The organism is Paenibacillus sp. OK060 (genome assembly GCF_900101205.1).
GTDB lineage: Bacteria > Bacillota > Bacilli > Paenibacillales > Paenibacillaceae > Paenibacillus > Paenibacillus marchantiae.
This window is the reverse complement of the sequence record NZ_FNFR01000002.1, coordinates 1,112,464-1,128,200: the sequence shown is the minus strand read 5'-3', so window position 1 is coordinate 1,128,200 and position 15,737 is coordinate 1,112,464. Positions and strand designations below refer to the sequence as shown.

Genomic DNA, 15,737 nt, shown 5'->3' with positions numbered 1-15,737 from the left:
TATGATTAAAATTGCCCCATCTATTTTATCTGCGGATTTTGCCCGTCTCGGCGCGGAAGTGGCGGAAGCCCAAGCTGCTGGCGGAGACTGGATTCATGTTGATGTCATGGACGGTCATTTCGTCCCTAATATTACGCTTGGACCTGCGATTGTAAAAGCGATCGCTCCACATACAAGCTTGCCGCTTGATGTGCATTTGATGATTGAGAACCCAGAGCGTTATGTTGAGGAATTTGCAAAAGCTGGCGCGGCTGTCATTACGGTTCATGCTGAGGCTTGTGTGCATCTGCACCGGGTTATTCATCTGATTAAGGAACAGGGAGTTAAAGCAGGGGTTGCCCTTAATCCGGGAACTCCGGCGAGTGCTATTAAGGAAGTGCTGGACGATGTGGATATGGTGCTTGTCATGACCGTAAATCCCGGTTTTGGTGGACAGGCTTTCATCTCTGGCACGATGAATAAAATCAAGCAAATTCGTAGCTGGTTGAACGAAAAAGGACGTCATGACGTGCATATTGAAGTGGATGGCGGTATTGCTGCCGACACGGCTCCGCTTGTGGTTGAAGCTGGAGCGGATGTGCTCGTTGCGGGAAGTGCTGTATTTGGACGTGAAGATCGCGCTGCCGCGATTGCCGAAATTCGCAGTAGTTACGGAGGCTGAGCATGAACCTCAAGGAGACGCTGTGGACCATGGCTGCGAGTCTCGTTACGGGACTGGTGCTTGCTATGTTTGCGGTTATTCAATCCCCATACAATGCGATTACGTCATTGATCGGGGTTGGTGTTGTCATTATGTACTTCCGCAAATTTGACCGTACAGGACTTCGGGTTACTTTTGTGATTTTCAGCATACTGTATTACTTATTGAGTGTATTCATGATCGCTGCTTATCAATATATCCCTACTCAAACCTAAATGACCTGATAACCAGGCTCGTCATTGTGGAATAGGGACAAAGGGTTCCGCATAAATATGGTTACATGAGCAGGTTTCTCATGTAGCCTTTTTTGTCGTGTTTAAGGCAAAGAAGGCCTGGAGCATAGGATACGGCGGATGCATGAGCATGATGGGGAGGGTGAAGTATGAAATTTTACACATTCAAACTGCCGAAGTTTTTGGGAGGGTTTGTAAAAGCGATTCTTAATACGTTTCAAAAGAACTGACATGATTAAAAGGTTCCATTGGCGAATACCGCCGCTTTGGCTTCAGGATCATCTGGAATTCGGACCTGCGAAGCGCCATGCGGCGGACATTCACATGCTGATGTGTGTATTCATGATTTTATTTCTGAATACCAAAAAAGCACCTGCAAGGAACAAGGTGCTTTTTGCTTACCCGATTTATAGTAGCTTTGCGTGATTATACGCGAGTCACTTTACCGGCTTTCAGTGCACGGGTGCTTACGTATACACGTTTTGGTTTACCGTTCACGAGAATGCGGACCTTCTGAACGTTTACGCCCCAAGAACGACGGTTACGGTTGTTAGCGTGGGATACGTGGTTACCGGTGCCCGGTTTCTTACCTGTCACATAACATTTGCGAGACATAGATTACACCTCCTATCCTAAAATAACCAGTTGCCCTAAGGAGACACGAATGCCATTCCAGACGGGCTAAATTGTTCTTCCTGACCACAATGGTCAGGTTCCAGTAGCTAATGGCGTTGTTCAAGCCGGCATAGCCGGATCATTTCCATTACTAAACCTGCATAAAACAATACTTGAATATAATATCATATTGAAAAAAGCTTCGTCAACTGATCCAAAAACTTTATTTATTTCTCCTGTCTAATATAGTACAATGTTGAATAGTCCATAATACAGCGTTGAACAGGCTGTTGCCGCGGGAAGCCGGAGAAAAAACCGGCCTTAAAGGGTCGGTGGTCTGCTTTTTTGGCAACGCTGTGAGCTGCGGCATTCCATCATTGGCACCAGTCTCCATGCGGCATTCATGCCGGCTCTTGATACCGGTGCATATCCGTATGCCCCGAATTAGGGGTAACAGAGCAATTGCAGGATATCGGTTGCCCGGCCGCCCAGACCGTTAATCCGGCTGACATTATGTATTATTATGCCTGTGCCGGACAAGGTATGGACGAAGAATAACGCGATAAGCGTTTGCGCATGAACAGACCAGATAACATCTTGGTGCAAGATGTTCGTGTATCAAGCTAGGAAGGGGAATTCTCACTTGAGTATACGTTCTTTAAATGGAACAGATTTCACCGCAATGGTACTTGCCGGAGCGGAACAACTTGGACAGCATGCAGAGCACGTCAATTCCCTGAATGTTTTCCCTGTGCCGGATGGTGACACGGGAACGAACATGAATTTGACAATGAGTGCAGGAGTCGCAGAGATTAAACGCAAGAGTTCTGCCTCCATCGGAGAAGCTGCCGGTATTTTATCAAAAGGCCTGCTTATGGGCGCACGGGGGAATTCCGGAGTAATATTATCGCAATTGTTCCGCGGATTCAGTCGTTCAGCTGCTCCTTATGAGGAACTGAATACACTCCAGTTCGCCGCAGCCCTGCAGAACGGTGTGGACGCAGCTTATAAAGCCGTAGTGAAACCCGTTGAAGGGACCATTCTTACCGTAGCCAAGGAAGCGGCGAAACATGCCAGCTACTACGCAAGACGGACGAATGATATAACTGAATTAATGAATGAAGTATTGTTAAAAGCAAAAGAAGCACTGGCAATGACTCCGGAATTGCTGCCTGTATTGAAACAGGTCGGTGTTGTGGATTCAGGAGGTCAGGGGCTTGTATATATTTACGAAGGCTTTATGGACGTTCTGTTGCAAACGGACGGAGCAAGTCGTACATCCTTCCAGAGAGACGTACAACCAACCGTAGCGGCATCTGCATTGAAACCGGCTGCACCGTCAGAATTGGTTTCTGCGAAGCCTGCACAGCAGGTAATCGTACCGGAGATGCCAATGTCTGCCCAAGCGCGACTGGAAACGGAAGATATTGAGTTCCTGTATGACATGGAGTTCTTTATTAACCGCGAGCTTGGAGAGAACGCAGGTGTTGCATTTGATGACGAAGCATTCCGGAAAGCGTTGTCAGTTAACGGGGATTCCATCATTATTATTGCTGACGATGAAGTGATTAAGGTTCACGTGCATTCCAAGACACCTGGGGATGTATTAAACATGGCTCTCCGTTATGGCGAAATCACACAAATTCATATTCTCAATATGCGTGAGCAGCATCGTGATCTGCTGACAGCAGGCATGGACATTGCGCCTTCGCCTGAGCTGTTCGCAGAGATTCCGCCTGAAGCGGCGCGTAGCGTGGAAAAAGCCGTGCTCCCAGCAGATGAGATGGCACCATATGGTTTCATCGCGGTATCTTCCGGTGACGGCATTGCAGAGATTTTCCAGAGTCTTGGCGTGGATGTTGTTCTGTCTGGTGGACAGACGATGAATCCGAGCACTGAAGATTTTGTGAAAGCGGTGCGTTCGATCGCGGCAGAACAGGTATTTATTTTGCCGAACAACTCCAATATTGTACTTGCTGCCGAGCAGGCTAGGGAGTTGCTTGAAGATGAGCGTCGAATTATTGTGATTCCGAGCAAGACGATCCCTCAGGGTATGGCAGCGGCTTTTGCTTTCCAGGAGGATGAGTCTGCAGATACCAACCGTGACCATATGCTTGAGGCGATTAGCCGGGTACAGTCCGGTCAAGTGACTCATGCGGTCAGAGATACACAATATGATGAGCTTGATATCAAAGCGGGACACTACATCGGTATCCATAATTCCAAGATCGTGGCAACGGACGAAAGCATGCTGCACGCATGTGAAGGTCTGCTGCAACAGATGATGGAGAGCGGAGATGAAGTGGTGACCATCCTTGAAGGGGACGAGGCTACCCCTGAGATTACCGCTGCGCTTGTCACATGGCTTGAAGAACAATATCCTGATGCTGAGGTAGAGGTGCATCTTGGAGGACAGCCGGTTTATTATTATTTGTTCTCTGTAGAGTCCTGAAGCACTTAAGCAAAGAGGAGGGGATCTGATGAGCCACAAGGTTGCGATCGTAACCGATAGCACGGCAGATATACCGGAAGAACTGATCCGTAAATACGGGATTCATGTTGTTCCGCTGCGTGTTTTGTTCGGGGAAGAAGCTTATGCAGACGGCGTTGATCTGACTTCGGAACAGTTCTATGCAAAATTGGAGAAGGTATCTGTGCTGCCTACAACCTCACAGCCTTCTCCCACCGATTTTATGAATATCTATAACACACTGTTGGATGAGGACCCGGAGCGGCCCATTGTATCGATTCATTTGTCTTCCGGCATGAGTGGTACCTATCAATCGGCACTGCTTGGCAAATCGTTGCTGGAACGTGAGGGCGATATAACGGTACTGGATTCGAAGTCTGCATCCTATGGATATGGTTTATTGGTCGTACAGGCTGCCGAGCTTGCCGAACAAGGCAAATCCGCTGCGGAGATCGCTGCGGCTGTAGCCGCCATGCAGCAGAGCCGCAAGCTGTTCTTTCTCGTAGATACATTGGAGTATTTGCAGAAAGGTGGTCGGATTGGCAAAGCTGCGGCCATCTTGGGAACACTGCTGAATATTAAACCGATCTTGTCCATTGATGAGGAAGGCGTTATTTACGCAGTGGAGAAAGTCAGAGGTCACAAAAAAGCCATGGCACGCATTATTGAGCTGTTTCAGCAGGATCTGGCGGGTCAACGTGTTAATCTGGCGGTAGGTCATACCGCAGACCCCGGATCAGCGATCGCTTGTGCAGAGCAATTACGTGGACATTTTACACTGAATGAAGTGGTGTATACCAATATTGGAGCTGTCGTTGGCAGCCATGTTGGGCCTGGCGTAATTGCCATCTTTATGTGGCCTGTTCCGGAATGAGGGATTAGACATGAAATGGGAAGAAATATCGGTTAAACAAATTAGCGGCGTGAGTGCTCTCAAAGAGGGAGAGCTTCACGCCTTTGGCATCTCTACTGTAAAAGACTTGCTTGAATATTATCCGTTCCGTTATGAGGATTATCGGCTGCGTTCGCTCAGTGAAGTGAAGGACGGGGACAAAATTACGGTACAGGGTAAAGTGATGGGCATCCCAGTGTTGCAGCGTTATGGCAAAAAGTCACGCCTTACCTGTAAGGTGATGACGGAAGAATGGATGATTTCAGCCACCTGGTTCAATCGGCATTTTCTGAAAGAACAGCTTACGCCCAATCGGGAGATTGTTATTACGGGGAAATGGGAACAGAAGCGTATGCAGATGACCGTAACGGACTCGGAATTCCCGGATAAAGGGGAAGGACGATCGGGCACGCTGCAGCCTGTGTATTCGGTAACCGGCAAGCTAACGCAGTCATGGATGCGCAAAACGATTAATCAGGGGTTAGTCCAATTCGGGGAAATGATCCCCGAAATTCTGCCTCAATTACTCATGAACAAATATGGATTCATGCCTCGCAAACAGGCGATTGCCGGGATTCACCGTCCGCAGGATAACCGGGAAGGCCAGCAGGCCAGACAGCGGATGGTGTATGAGGAGCTATTTTTGTTTCAACTCAAGATGCAGGCGTATCGTGCATTGAACCGGGATCGTATGGATGGTGTAGTGCACACAACGGATAATACGACGATTCGGGAGTTTGTTCGCAGTTTGCCATTTGAACTGACGGATGCACAGAAGAAGGTAGAGCTTGAAATTCTGCATGATATGCGTTCACCGTATTCGATGAATCGATTGCTGCAGGGAGATGTAGGCTCAGGTAAAACGGTTATTGCGGCGATCGCGCTGTATACGACCGTTCGTTCCGGTTTTCAGGGGGCTCTGATGGTCCCTACGGAGATTCTGGCAGAACAGCATATGCGCTCACTGCAAAAGCTGTTTGAACCTTTTGGCGTAACTGTGGGGCTGTTAACGGGCAGCGTGAATGGACGGAAGCGCAAAGATCTGATTGCATCCTTGCAGATGGGTATGATCGATATCGTTGTGGGTACACACGCTTTGATTCAGGAGGATGTATTTTTCCGTGACTTGGGTCTTGTTGTTACAGATGAACAGCATCGCTTCGGTGTGAACCAGCGCAGCATTTTGCGGCGTAAAGGCTATAACCCGGATGTGTTAACGATGACGGCGACGCCGATACCGCGAACGCTTGCCATTACAGCTTTTGGTGATATTGAAGTATCGACCATCTCGGAACGTCCAAAGGGGCGGATTCCTATCTCGACGTACTGGGTCAAGCATGACATGATGGACCGGGTTCTTGGTTTTATTTCGCGAGAAGTGGACCAGGGACGTCAGGCCTATCTGATCTGCCCGCTCATTGAAGAGTCGGAGAAGCTGGATGTACAGAATGCCATTGACCTGCATATCCAGATGCAACAGAACTTTCCGAAGTACCGTGTAGGTCTGCTGCATGGACGGATGACGGCTGGCGAGAAGGAAGAGATGATGCGTGACTTTTACAGCAACGAAATTCAGCTTCTGGTCTCCACAACAGTTGTGGAGGTCGGGGTCGATGTGCCTAACGCAACGCTGATGGTCATTATGGATGCGGACCGCTTCGGTCTGTCGCAGCTGCATCAGCTTCGTGGTCGGGTCGGTCGGGGCGCTCATGCATCCTATTGTGTACTCATTGCAGACCCCAAGACAGAGGTGGGGCAGGAGCGCATGAAGGTCATGACGGAAACCGAAGATGGATTCGAGGTATCCCGTCGAGATCTGGATTTACGGGGGCCGGGCGATTTCTTTGGCACCAAGCAAAGTGGATTACCGGAGTTCCGTCTTGCCGACATGGTTGCAGATTTTGCGGTATTGGAGCAGGCGCGAGATGACGTCTCCAGCCTGATTGCGGATGCGAGCTTCTGGACGTCTGTTGACTACGCTCCTTTACGTGACTTTTTACAGCAGCAGCAAGTATTCCAGGGTGATCTGATCGATTGATCGGGCTATGAATGTGTGGTTTTCCACATTTTCCGTGGGAAAATGTCAAGTGTACAGGCCCTCCTGTCATATGAATAAGAAGTGAGTTCATTATTCAGGAGGTGCTGTTCGTTTTGGGTTACCAACAATATGGAATCAGTCCGCAGCTGGTGGAGCGGATCAAAACAAAGATGAAAAATCCCGCTGTCAAAGAGCGTATCAAAAAGTTGATAGATGGGGTCACCAAGTCCGATTTGCAGGATAAGGCGAAGGTGAGAAGGTTGGTCAAGTCGTCAGCGGTCATTTTGAACGAGAATTTTTCTGCGACTCAGGAGGAACAATTTGTTGCTTTTGTTCTTGCGCAGAAGATCGATCCGAACAATACGTTTCATTTGATTAAGTTGTGGGGCATGTTTAGGTAGGGATTCGATAGAATGTTGGGTGGTATAAAATGAAACAGTTTCATTTACACGGGGCCACTCCGAGTGCAGTACCATCTTCCGATCGCTGTTATCCCCGGATTTTTTTGAATTACCCTTTGAAAGGGTAAAATCCGGTGATAAAGGCGCAGCGTATGCTTCCGATGCAGCTTTCTTTCAGAAAGCTTTTAGCTTCGCTTCTCCAGATTGGTTCTGCACTCTCCGTTACTGTGTAACTGGAAGTTCATTTTATAAAAACCAAATTACATCGAATGTGTATGAAGTAATTTTAGTGGATGGGGCGGTTCATAAGTCAGGAATATGACTTATGGACCGCCCTTTTGATTGTTTGGGCGAGTGACAGTCCTATGAATAAAGAAGAATATATATGTAAATGAATCGAGCTGAATTTATAGATTTATGCAGAAATGGAGTGCTGGAACTCGTCCGTCAATGGTATATGAATATGAAGTACTGAGGCGTGTCGAAGTACTTAGAGGATAATTGACGATATAGAAATATATGCCAACATATGGTAGCATGAGCTTTGTTCCTTCAAAAATGGAATGTATTAAACAGGTGATTACTAGAGAAGTGATGAACTGCTTTACAGGAGGTTTAATATGATAGATCCGCTTTTCCAAACTCAAACAGAATCACAATTAAATTTATTAAGTGAAATTAGTGCAATATCTGCAACAATGGAAATTGATTTTTGGTTACGTGGCGGATGGGCAATTGATTTTTTACTTGGAAAGGTTACCCGTCTACATGACGATATAGACTTGATAACTTGGATACAATACCGAGATCAATTAGAATCTGCTCTTATCGAAGCTGGATATGAACAGGTTCCCGTCAAAGAAGAATTTCGAGGTAGGCAATCTGATTTTCAGAAGGATAACGTAGACATCACTTTTTGCTATATAACCAGAGCGGAGGATAGAAGTATTATTATGAACGGCTTACCTGAGTGGGTCTGGCGGTTTGATTCCTTGTTACCACAACGTTTTATGTTGAACGAATTATCAGCTTATGTCTTGAACCCTAGGCAGCTCTTGGAAGAGAAAGAGGTTTACGAACAGATTGGCAGGATACCACGGCCAAAAGACGTAGAAAGCAAAAAGGTTTTACATCGTATCATAGCAGAGTTAAATTGACTGTTCGAACCAAAGGTTTAGTTCTAACTTTCAGAAAACCACTCCATTTTGTGAGGAGTGGTTTCTTCTTTATATTTGCCGGGGAAAAGTTGCTTATGAAGCACCTAAATGCAGATTCTAAACGGATGTTATTTGAATTATCATCTAAATTGATTCTATGAGCTGTCGATAGGAGCTGCTTGATAAATAGTTCTCCATGAATTGTAGATCCAGATTTTTCAACTTTATGACCTCGCTGATTGCTTTGACGCGATTTGGATTCTTTTGTTTATAACTGGAATGCAGCTGCAATCCTAAGGGGACCACGGGAATCAGCATTCCAAAAAACTCCTCATATCTTTTCGACTCCCACACTACAGGGCTTAATTCAAGGTATTTGTCCGACACGGTGTTGGCCATTTCAATAATGATTCCATGAATGTTCAGTCGGGCAAAAGCCCATAAGTTGACGATTTTATCAACATCACCGTTTTGTTTGACCAAGATATCAATATCATTCGGCCCGATATTGTTACAACCTTGAATCAAAGAAGCTGTTGAACCAGCTATACTCCAATTCAGATCTGTATAAACTGAAACCCGGTCAGAGAAAACTTTCAAAACCTGCTGGATTGGTGTTTTCATTTTATCCTCCGTTGATTACTGAACTAGTTATAAATAATCCTTAACAAAATTCTTTGTAGGTCCTTTAGTATCATCCCATCACTCTTTATTCTTAACAAAAAAAGGGCTAGTGGCTATTGAAGATGCAATAAATACTAAAATTAAAATGGCATTAGAAGGTACTGTTTCGTATATGTAGTTTTCAACTATTAGTACGAGGATCGAAATACTTAAAATCACTCTCAGCACATGAGCAGACGAGCGATTAGGGTTTTGGGTACGTTTCGAGATAAAGTAAATGATGTACCACAAACCACTAAAAAGCAGGAGTGAGCCTATCAGTAGCATTACAAACATTTAAATACACCTTTCTTAAATAAATTTCAGTTTGATTAATTAGCATAATGTTCCAATTAATTATAAAACAGTGAATTTCTGGAAGTGGAGTTATATGTGTAGGAAAGTGAAGCTTTGTTGGTAGGGAAGAGAATGGTTTAGAGCAAAATGAATTCCGTATCGTCTGTTCAATAGGTTAGCGACTTACGGCTACTTCCATTTTCACAGGATCGACTTTGCTTTCCTTCTGGGGGAGCGGTAAACTGTTGCATACGAGCATACATGGATTTCAAGGTGAGGAAAACGCTGCTGCGATAATGGGCGTTTATTTTTGACGGATGTGGAGGAAGTCAGATTGACGGAGATGTTTACGATGCTGCTGGGGCTGTTTGAACGGGCGGCACTGCTGATTATATTTTTATTCTTTCTGTCGAGGATACCGCGGTTTAGACAGATCTTGCAAAAGGGAAAATTGAGATGGCAGGAGTACATTGCGGTTACGTTGTTATTCTGTGCATTTGCTATCTTCGGTACCTATACCGGTATTAATGTGGAAGGCTCTCTGGTGAATGTGCGCATTATTGCTGTTATGTCTGGCGGTATTCTGTTCGGGGGGCCTGTAGGCATCATTACCGGGATTGTGTCGGGGGTGCATCGATATTTAATCGATATGGATGGAGTTACGGCGATCCCGTGCCTGATCACGAGTATCCTTGCAGGTCTGGTCTCCGGGTATATACATAAGTATACGCCTAAGTCGAAGCGCTGGATGATCGGTATTGCGGCCGGAATGATCTGTGAGGCGCTTACGATGCTGCTTATCCTGCTGTATTCCTATCCCGATCCACTGGGGGCCGACATTGTCTCGAAGATTGCGCTGCCGATGATATTAGGTGAGGTGAATATTGGGCTAATCGTACTGCTGGTGCAGAGTGTGGAAGGGGAAAAGGAAATGATTGCAGCTCGTCAGGCCAAGCTGGCGCTGGAGATTGCGAACAAGACCTTGCCGTACTTCCGTTCCATTGATGAAGACTCCCTGCGTACGATCTGCCGGATTATTCAGGAGGATATTCAGGCTGATGCGGTTGCGATTACGGATACCCGAAATGTACTGGCTTATGTGGGATTTGGTGAGGAACGATATCACATCGGTAATGAAATTATTAGTGAGATGACGAAGAAGACGATCTCCAGCGGAGAGATTACGATCAGCAATGATGTCATTGACGAAAAAACGCCGGATATCCACTCCCTCCTCATCATTCCACTCAAAGAGCGGGGCGAAGTAACGGGTGCCTTGAAAATCTATTACCGCAAAGCTTACAAGATTACGTATCCGTTGCAAACGATGGCTGTGGGCCTGTCCCAGATTATTTCCACCCAGATGGAAGTATCACGTGTGGAGGAGATCAAGGCTGCGGCCAATAAAGCGGAGCTGCGTGCATTGCAGACCACAATTCATCCTCATTTTCTATTCAATGCGCTGAACGCCATTGCCTCATCCATTCGCACCAAGCCGGATCGGGCACGCGAATTGATTGTGAATCTGTCTGGATATATGCGCTATAACCTGGAGCTATCGGATGAGCTTATCGATATTCACAAGGAGTTGGAGCAGGTCCGCAATTATGTGGAGATCGAGAAGGCGCGCTTCGGCAGCAGGCTTAACGTCATCTATGATATTGATGAGGTGGCTGTGCATATTCCAAGTCTGGTCATCCAGCCACTTGTGGAAAATGCCATTATCCACGGTATTCTCAAGGTAAAAGGACCCGGGACAGTACGGATTCGGGTACAGGATTATCCTGACTTTGTGCGAATTGGGGTCAGTGACACAGGAGCAGGCATTGGAGCCGACATTATTGAGCGTGTTTACCATGACCGGATGCCAGCCAACCAGATCGGGTTGTACAACGTGCATCGTCGGGTGAAGCTCATTTATGGACAAGGGTTAACAATTACACGGCTGGAGCATGGAACCGATATTTTATTTGATGTACCCAAAGGAGATGTAGTAACAAGGTGATGAACGGTCGATGAGAGCCCTTATTGTTGAAGATGAAATTCCGGCAAGTGAGGAACTGAATTACTTGATACAGGAACATAGCCAAATTGAAGTGGTAGATTGTCTGGAAGATGGACTGGATGTGCTGAAGTTTCTGCAGGAGCAGGAAGTCGACGTTATTTTTCTTGATATAAATATCCCTTCGCTGGACGGCATGATGCTGGCACATCATATTGGAAAGTTTGCGAGCAAGCCATATATCGTATTCACAACGGCTTATAAGGAGCATGCGGCTGAAGCGTTTGAGCTGGAGGCGTTTGACTATATTCTGAAGCCCTATGATGAGAAACGAATTGCCGCGATGCTGAATAAACTCGAAACGGCGTTCAAACGGGATCATGAGCAGGAGAAACGTGAACACAGCAGTGACGATGGGCAGGCTCACAATGCGGCTCAAGCCAACGATGAATGGTCTGCATCAAATATGCAGGCACGGGAATCCAATATCCAGACGGAACGACGCATTAACCTGCTGCGCAATGACAATATTATTGTGACAGACACCGCCGATATTTATTATGCAGAAGCACAAGAGAAAGTAACGAAGGTGTATACCAAAAACGGTGAGTTTACGATGCCGGTCAGTATTTCGGATTTTCACGGTCGATTACCGCTGGAAACCTTTTTCCGCTGCCATCGTTCTTACGTCGTGAATTTGTCTCAAATTCGTGAAATTGTGCCTTGGTTTAACAATACGTACCTGCTTCGTTTGCGTGATCTGGAGGCTGAAGTACCGGTTAGCCGGGGCAAAGTCAAAGAATTCAGGCAGCTCATGCGCATCTAGAGGCATTTCATTCCGCATCTGATGCAACTCATGCTCAAATCGGTGTAATGAATCCCCTTTCATGTATGATTAGCTTGTGAACGCATTCATATATATGACATCGGCAAAGGGGAGATCACGATGAAAGCAGCTATTTCATCCGCACCTAATTCAGCATCTACAACTATGAAAATGAACCGCTGGCTTATTGTACTGGGAACCATCATTGTACAAATGGGTCTCGGAACCATCTACACCTGGAGTTTATTTAATCAACCGTTGTCTGATCGTTTCGGATGGGACGTCAGCTCGGTCGCGATAACATTTTCGATTACCAGCTTTGCTTTGGCATTTGCCACACTATTTGCCGGCCGACTGCAAGAACGATGGGGGCTTCGTCGCCTGATTCGGGTAGCCGGAGTTGTGCTTGGTCTGGGACTCGTGCTCAGTTCTCAAGTGAGTTCGTTGACACTGCTCTACATCCTGGCCGGATTTGTGGTTGGATTCGCGGATGGTACGGCGTACATTACTTCCCTGTCCAACCTGATCAAGTGGTTTCCTGAGCGAAAAGGTCTGATCTCAGGTATTTCGGTCGGGGCCTTTGGTACAGGCAGTCTGTTGTTCAAATACGTGAACTCGGCATTAATTGGTGCTGTTGGTCCTGCTCAAGCTTTTATGTACTGGGGCATTATTGTATTGGTATTGATCGTGGGCGGCTCGTTCCTGATCCGTGAAGCGGTTGTTCGTGAACAAGCTCCAGCAAGTAGCACGGACGGTGCGAAGCAACCAGAAACACGTCATGATTATACGGTCAAAGAAATGCTGCGCACGAAAGAAGCGTATATGCTGTTCGTTATTTTCTTCACGGCCTGTATGAGTGGACTGTATCTGATCGGTATTGTGAAAGACATCGGTGTGCAGTTGGCAGGTCTTAATGTGGCTACGGCGGCCAATGCGGTGGCGATGGTTGCGATCTTTAACACTGCTGGACGTATCATTCTGGGGGCGTTGTCGGATAAAGTAGGACGGATGAAAGTTATTGCCGGAGCACTGCTGGTTACGGCTGTTGCCGTAATGACGCTGAGCCTGGTACCGCTGAGCTTTGGCATCTTCTTCGCCTGTGTAGCCGCTATCGCATTCTGTTTCGGTGGCAATATCACGGTCTTCCCGGCGATTGTGGCAGATTACTTTGGACTGAAAAATCAGAGCAAAAACTACGGCGTCATCTATCAGGGATTTGGATTTGGTGCCTTGGCTGGATCGTTTATCAGCGCCATGCTGGGCGGATTCCATCTTACCTTTATTGTGATCGCTGTACTGTGTGCCGTCTCGCTCTTGCTGGCGTTGATTATTACGCCTCCGGGTCAAGGACGTCGTACACGTCAACGTGAACAGCAGATGAATCTTAACCCTTCATCCCGGGCAAGCTGATCGTAGTGGGGACGAAGTTCTTATAAAAAGCAAGCTGGGCGGTCTCCTACGGAGGCCGCTTTTTTGGTACCTGCTGGACCTGATAGGAATGAGAATTCTGTACATGAAGTGGTTGTGTGCAATGCATACTTGGCTTCTGGTATACTCTAGGTGAAATAAAAAGAGCAAGTCCTTGTTAGCCATTTGGAGGAGGTATGTTCGTCATGAATTTCTTGAAATATGCACCATCTGATTTTGCTGATTATTATGCTCTTGTGTCCAATATTGAAGTCATGCAACAGATTACCGAACGTGCTCTGCCTGAGCATGAAGCTACTGCGGAATTTGAATCCATGCTGAATTATAATCTCGGCAACAATTGTGGCTATTATCGAATATCTGGTGAAGATGGGGTAGGAATGGCCTACGCCAAACTGATCCCGGATGAATCCGATCCGTCCCGGGCGGAAATGGGTTACATGATTCTGCCGGAGCATTGGGGGAGAGGACACGGGACTTCCATCGCAGCTCGGCTGATTATCCAGGCACAGGCGGCGGGAATTGGTGTACTTTATGCGGTTATCGATCCGTCCAATGCGGCATCACGTCGAATATTGCTCAGACAGAACTTTGTATCCACATGGGTTGGAGATTATCATGGGTTACCCGGTGAGATTCTGGAGCTGAATCTTCAGGTGAAGCGGTAAGGGATCAGGCTTGCGGGTAATACATACTATATCGGGCATTTTGCATCACTTCGATGGGAACTCGTCATTCGGAGGCATGCGAAATGCTCATACAGAGATTTGGAGGAGATGGAGATGAGCAATGCTGCAATGGAACGTCTGAACCAGTTGTTGCCGGAATGGCTGGAGACCAGCCGTCTGCACACCGGACAGGGGAAAGTAGCCTCTTATATTCCCGAGTTATTCAAGGCCTCACAGGACGAACTGGGTATACATATCATGAACGCCGAAGGCAATCATGTGTCAGCCGGAGATTGTGGTGTCCCGTTTACGATGCAAAGTATCTCCAAGGTATTTACACTCATTCTGGCCCTGATGGATCATGGGGAGGAAGCGGTCTTCTTTAATGTAGGAAAAGAACCTACCGGCGATGATTATGATTCCATGATCAAGCTTGAACTGGTCGAACCGGGCATTCCGTTTAATCCATTGATCAATGCGGGCGCGATCACGGTATCGTCCCTCATTGCCGGGGATTGTAAAGAGGAGAAGTCACGGCGCATTTTGGAATTTTTCCGCAAGCTCGCGAATAATGATCGGCTGGACTATAACGAGGCGGTATATCGGTCCGAATCGGAGACAGGCCATCTGAACCGCTCGCTTGGTTATTTTCTGAAGCACAATGGTGTGCTCAAGGATGACGTCGAAGATGTGCTTGCCGTCTATTTCCGCCATTGCTCCATCGAGGTGACTTGTGCAGACCTGGCCCGTATGTCACTGGTGCTTGCTTATGACGGGACAGATCCGATCACCGGGATTGAGCTTATTCCTCGTCGTTATGTGCAGATCGCCAAAACGTTCATGACTACCTGCGGTATGTATAATGCATCAGGCGAATTCGCGATTCAGGTCGGGTTGCCTGCCAAGAGTGGAGTGTCGGGTGGAATTCTGACTCTGGTTCCAGGCCAGTTTGGCATCGGTCTTGTAGGTCCGGCTCTGAATCGGAAAGGAAACAGCATTGCAGGCGTGCATCTGCTTGAGCGTCTTTCCAGAGAATTTGACTGGAGTTTGTTCTAACGAAGTCATCCCCTTACCCTCCTGAGTAGCCGATGAATCACCAATTCGTCCTTTTGCTTCTTTGGAACGAAATAGTCCGATAGGAATGTGGCTTGTTGGCTGCTTCAGTCTTGGTTCAGATCCCGTAGGAAAAGGGTCCTGCATAGCAATGGCCATGCTGCATCTATTCCGGTACACCCGCAACGCTGGGGTGAATTCGGGATGCTCCCTTTATATCAAGTACATTCGCCTCGGGAGCGAAATATGGTGAACCCAAAAAAAGCTTCACTCCTTAAGATATGGTTCATATTG

At 47.0% G+C, this 15,737-nt stretch carries 15 protein-coding genes; 13 read left to right on the top strand and 2 right to left on the bottom strand.

Features of this window, described 5'->3' with window-relative positions; genetic code table 11:
* Nucleotide 1: 1 nt before the first annotated feature.
* The 3 genes from rpe (at nt 2) to spoVM (ending at nt 1,163) form a co-directional block, all read left to right on the top strand.
* Entirely contained in the window at nt 2–661 is a 660-nt protein-coding gene (rpe, locus tag BLS14_RS11400; RefSeq protein WP_090951606.1) for a ribulose-phosphate 3-epimerase, read from the top strand.
* A gap of 2 nt (nt 662–663) precedes the next feature.
* Nucleotides 664–915 carry a hypothetical protein gene (locus tag BLS14_RS11395; RefSeq protein ID WP_063565607.1) on the top strand — a complete coding sequence of 84 codons (252 nt, stop codon included), beginning with the start codon at nt 664–666 and terminating at the stop codon, nt 913–915.
* 167 nt (nt 916–1,082) lie between these two features.
* A complete protein-coding gene (gene spoVM / locus BLS14_RS11390; protein WP_019424875.1) occupies nt 1,083–1,163 on the top strand; it encodes a stage V sporulation protein SpoVM in 81 nt (26 codons plus the stop codon).
* A gap of 196 nt (nt 1,164–1,359) precedes the next feature.
* On the opposite strand, the gene rpmB is transcribed toward spoVM, so the two are convergent.
* Complete coding sequence (gene rpmB / locus BLS14_RS11380; RefSeq protein WP_024631107.1) at nt 1,360–1,548, bottom strand: 50S ribosomal protein L28; 189 nt, start codon at nt 1,546–1,548, stop codon at nt 1,360–1,362.
* Nucleotides 1,549–2,191: 643 nt separating this feature from the next.
* Between rpmB and BLS14_RS11375 the strand changes: the two genes are divergently transcribed.
* From BLS14_RS11375 to BLS14_RS11355, 5 genes are all read left to right on the top strand, one after another.
* Entirely contained in the window at nt 2,192–4,000 is a 1,809-nt protein-coding gene (locus tag BLS14_RS11375; protein ID WP_090951602.1) for a DAK2 domain-containing protein, read from the top strand.
* A 28-nt stretch (nt 4,001–4,028) separates the two neighbouring features.
* Nucleotides 4,029–4,892, top strand: coding sequence for a DegV family protein (locus tag BLS14_RS11370; RefSeq protein ID WP_090951599.1), 864 nt, complete (start codon nt 4,029–4,031; stop codon nt 4,890–4,892).
* Between the two features lie 10 nt (nt 4,893–4,902).
* Complete coding sequence (gene recG / locus BLS14_RS11365) at nt 4,903–6,948, top strand: ATP-dependent DNA helicase RecG (protein WP_090951596.1); 2,046 nt, start codon at nt 4,903–4,905, stop codon at nt 6,946–6,948.
* Between the two features lie 113 nt (nt 6,949–7,061).
* Nucleotides 7,062–7,349, top strand: a complete 288-nt coding sequence (locus tag BLS14_RS11360; protein WP_063565612.1) for a stage VI sporulation protein F — start codon at nt 7,062–7,064, stop codon at nt 7,347–7,349.
* A gap of 620 nt (nt 7,350–7,969) precedes the next feature.
* Nucleotides 7,970–8,506 carry a nucleotidyltransferase domain-containing protein gene (locus tag BLS14_RS11355; RefSeq protein WP_090951593.1) on the top strand — a complete coding sequence of 179 codons (537 nt, stop codon included), beginning with the start codon at nt 7,970–7,972 and terminating at the stop codon, nt 8,504–8,506.
* Between the two features lie 144 nt (nt 8,507–8,650).
* On the opposite strand, the gene BLS14_RS11350 is transcribed toward BLS14_RS11355, so the two are convergent.
* A complete protein-coding gene (locus BLS14_RS11350; protein ID WP_090951590.1) occupies nt 8,651–9,130 on the bottom strand; it encodes a hypothetical protein in 480 nt (159 codons plus the stop codon).
* A gap of 688 nt (nt 9,131–9,818) precedes the next feature.
* On the opposite strand from BLS14_RS11350, the gene BLS14_RS11345 reads away from it, so the two are divergent.
* The 5 genes from BLS14_RS11345 to glsA all read left to right on the top strand — a co-directional run bounded on the left by BLS14_RS11345 (nt 9,819) and on the right by glsA (nt 15,446).
* A complete protein-coding gene (locus BLS14_RS11345) occupies nt 9,819–11,471 on the top strand; it encodes a sensor histidine kinase (RefSeq protein WP_063565755.1) in 1,653 nt (550 codons plus the stop codon).
* A gap of 10 nt (nt 11,472–11,481) precedes the next feature.
* Nucleotides 11,482–12,294 (top strand): LytR/AlgR family response regulator transcription factor, encoded by an 813-nt coding sequence (locus BLS14_RS11340; RefSeq protein ID WP_063565614.1) that lies wholly within the window; start codon nt 11,482–11,484, stop codon nt 12,292–12,294.
* A gap of 120 nt (nt 12,295–12,414) precedes the next feature.
* Complete coding sequence (locus tag BLS14_RS11335; protein ID WP_170867935.1) at nt 12,415–13,704, top strand: L-lactate MFS transporter; 1,290 nt, start codon at nt 12,415–12,417, stop codon at nt 13,702–13,704.
* Nucleotides 13,705–13,907: 203 nt separating this feature from the next.
* Nucleotides 13,908–14,390 (top strand): GNAT family N-acetyltransferase, encoded by a 483-nt coding sequence (locus BLS14_RS11330; RefSeq protein WP_063565615.1) that lies wholly within the window; start codon nt 13,908–13,910, stop codon nt 14,388–14,390.
* A 114-nt stretch (nt 14,391–14,504) separates the two neighbouring features.
* Nucleotides 14,505–15,446 carry a glutaminase A gene (glsA, locus tag BLS14_RS11325; protein WP_063565616.1) on the top strand — a complete coding sequence of 314 codons (942 nt, stop codon included), beginning with the start codon at nt 14,505–14,507 and terminating at the stop codon, nt 15,444–15,446.
* Nucleotides 15,447–15,737 lie beyond the last annotated feature (291 nt).

Coding starts and splice junctions, on each gene's coding strand:
- spoVM (WP_019424875.1), top strand. CDS start 1,083: ATGAAATTTTACACATTCAAACTGCCGAAGTTTTTGGGAGGGTTTGTA.
- glsA (WP_063565616.1), top strand. CDS start 14,505: ATGAGCAATGCTGCAATGGAACGTCTGAACCAGTTGTTGCCGGAATGG.
- BLS14_RS11330 (WP_063565615.1), top strand. CDS start 13,908: ATGAATTTCTTGAAATATGCACCATCTGATTTTGCTGATTATTATGCT.
- BLS14_RS11370 (WP_090951599.1), top strand. CDS start 4,029: ATGAGCCACAAGGTTGCGATCGTAACCGATAGCACGGCAGATATACCG.
- BLS14_RS11340 (WP_063565614.1), top strand. CDS start 11,482: ATGAGAGCCCTTATTGTTGAAGATGAAATTCCGGCAAGTGAGGAACTG.
- BLS14_RS11345 (WP_063565755.1), top strand. CDS start 9,819: ATGCTGCTGGGGCTGTTTGAACGGGCGGCACTGCTGATTATATTTTTA.
- BLS14_RS11395 (WP_063565607.1), top strand. CDS start 664: ATGAACCTCAAGGAGACGCTGTGGACCATGGCTGCGAGTCTCGTTACG.
- BLS14_RS11355 (WP_090951593.1), top strand. CDS start 7,970: ATGATAGATCCGCTTTTCCAAACTCAAACAGAATCACAATTAAATTTA.
- rpmB (WP_024631107.1), bottom strand. CDS start 1,548: ATGTCTCGCAAATGTTATGTGACAGGTAAGAAACCGGGCACCGGTAAC.
- BLS14_RS11350 (WP_090951590.1), bottom strand. CDS start 9,130: ATGAAAACACCAATCCAGCAGGTTTTGAAAGTTTTCTCTGACCGGGTT.
- recG (WP_090951596.1), top strand. CDS start 4,903: ATGAAATGGGAAGAAATATCGGTTAAACAAATTAGCGGCGTGAGTGCT.
- rpe (WP_090951606.1), top strand. CDS start 2: ATGATTAAAATTGCCCCATCTATTTTATCTGCGGATTTTGCCCGTCTC.
- BLS14_RS11335 (WP_170867935.1), top strand. CDS start 12,415: ATGAAAGCAGCTATTTCATCCGCACCTAATTCAGCATCTACAACTATG.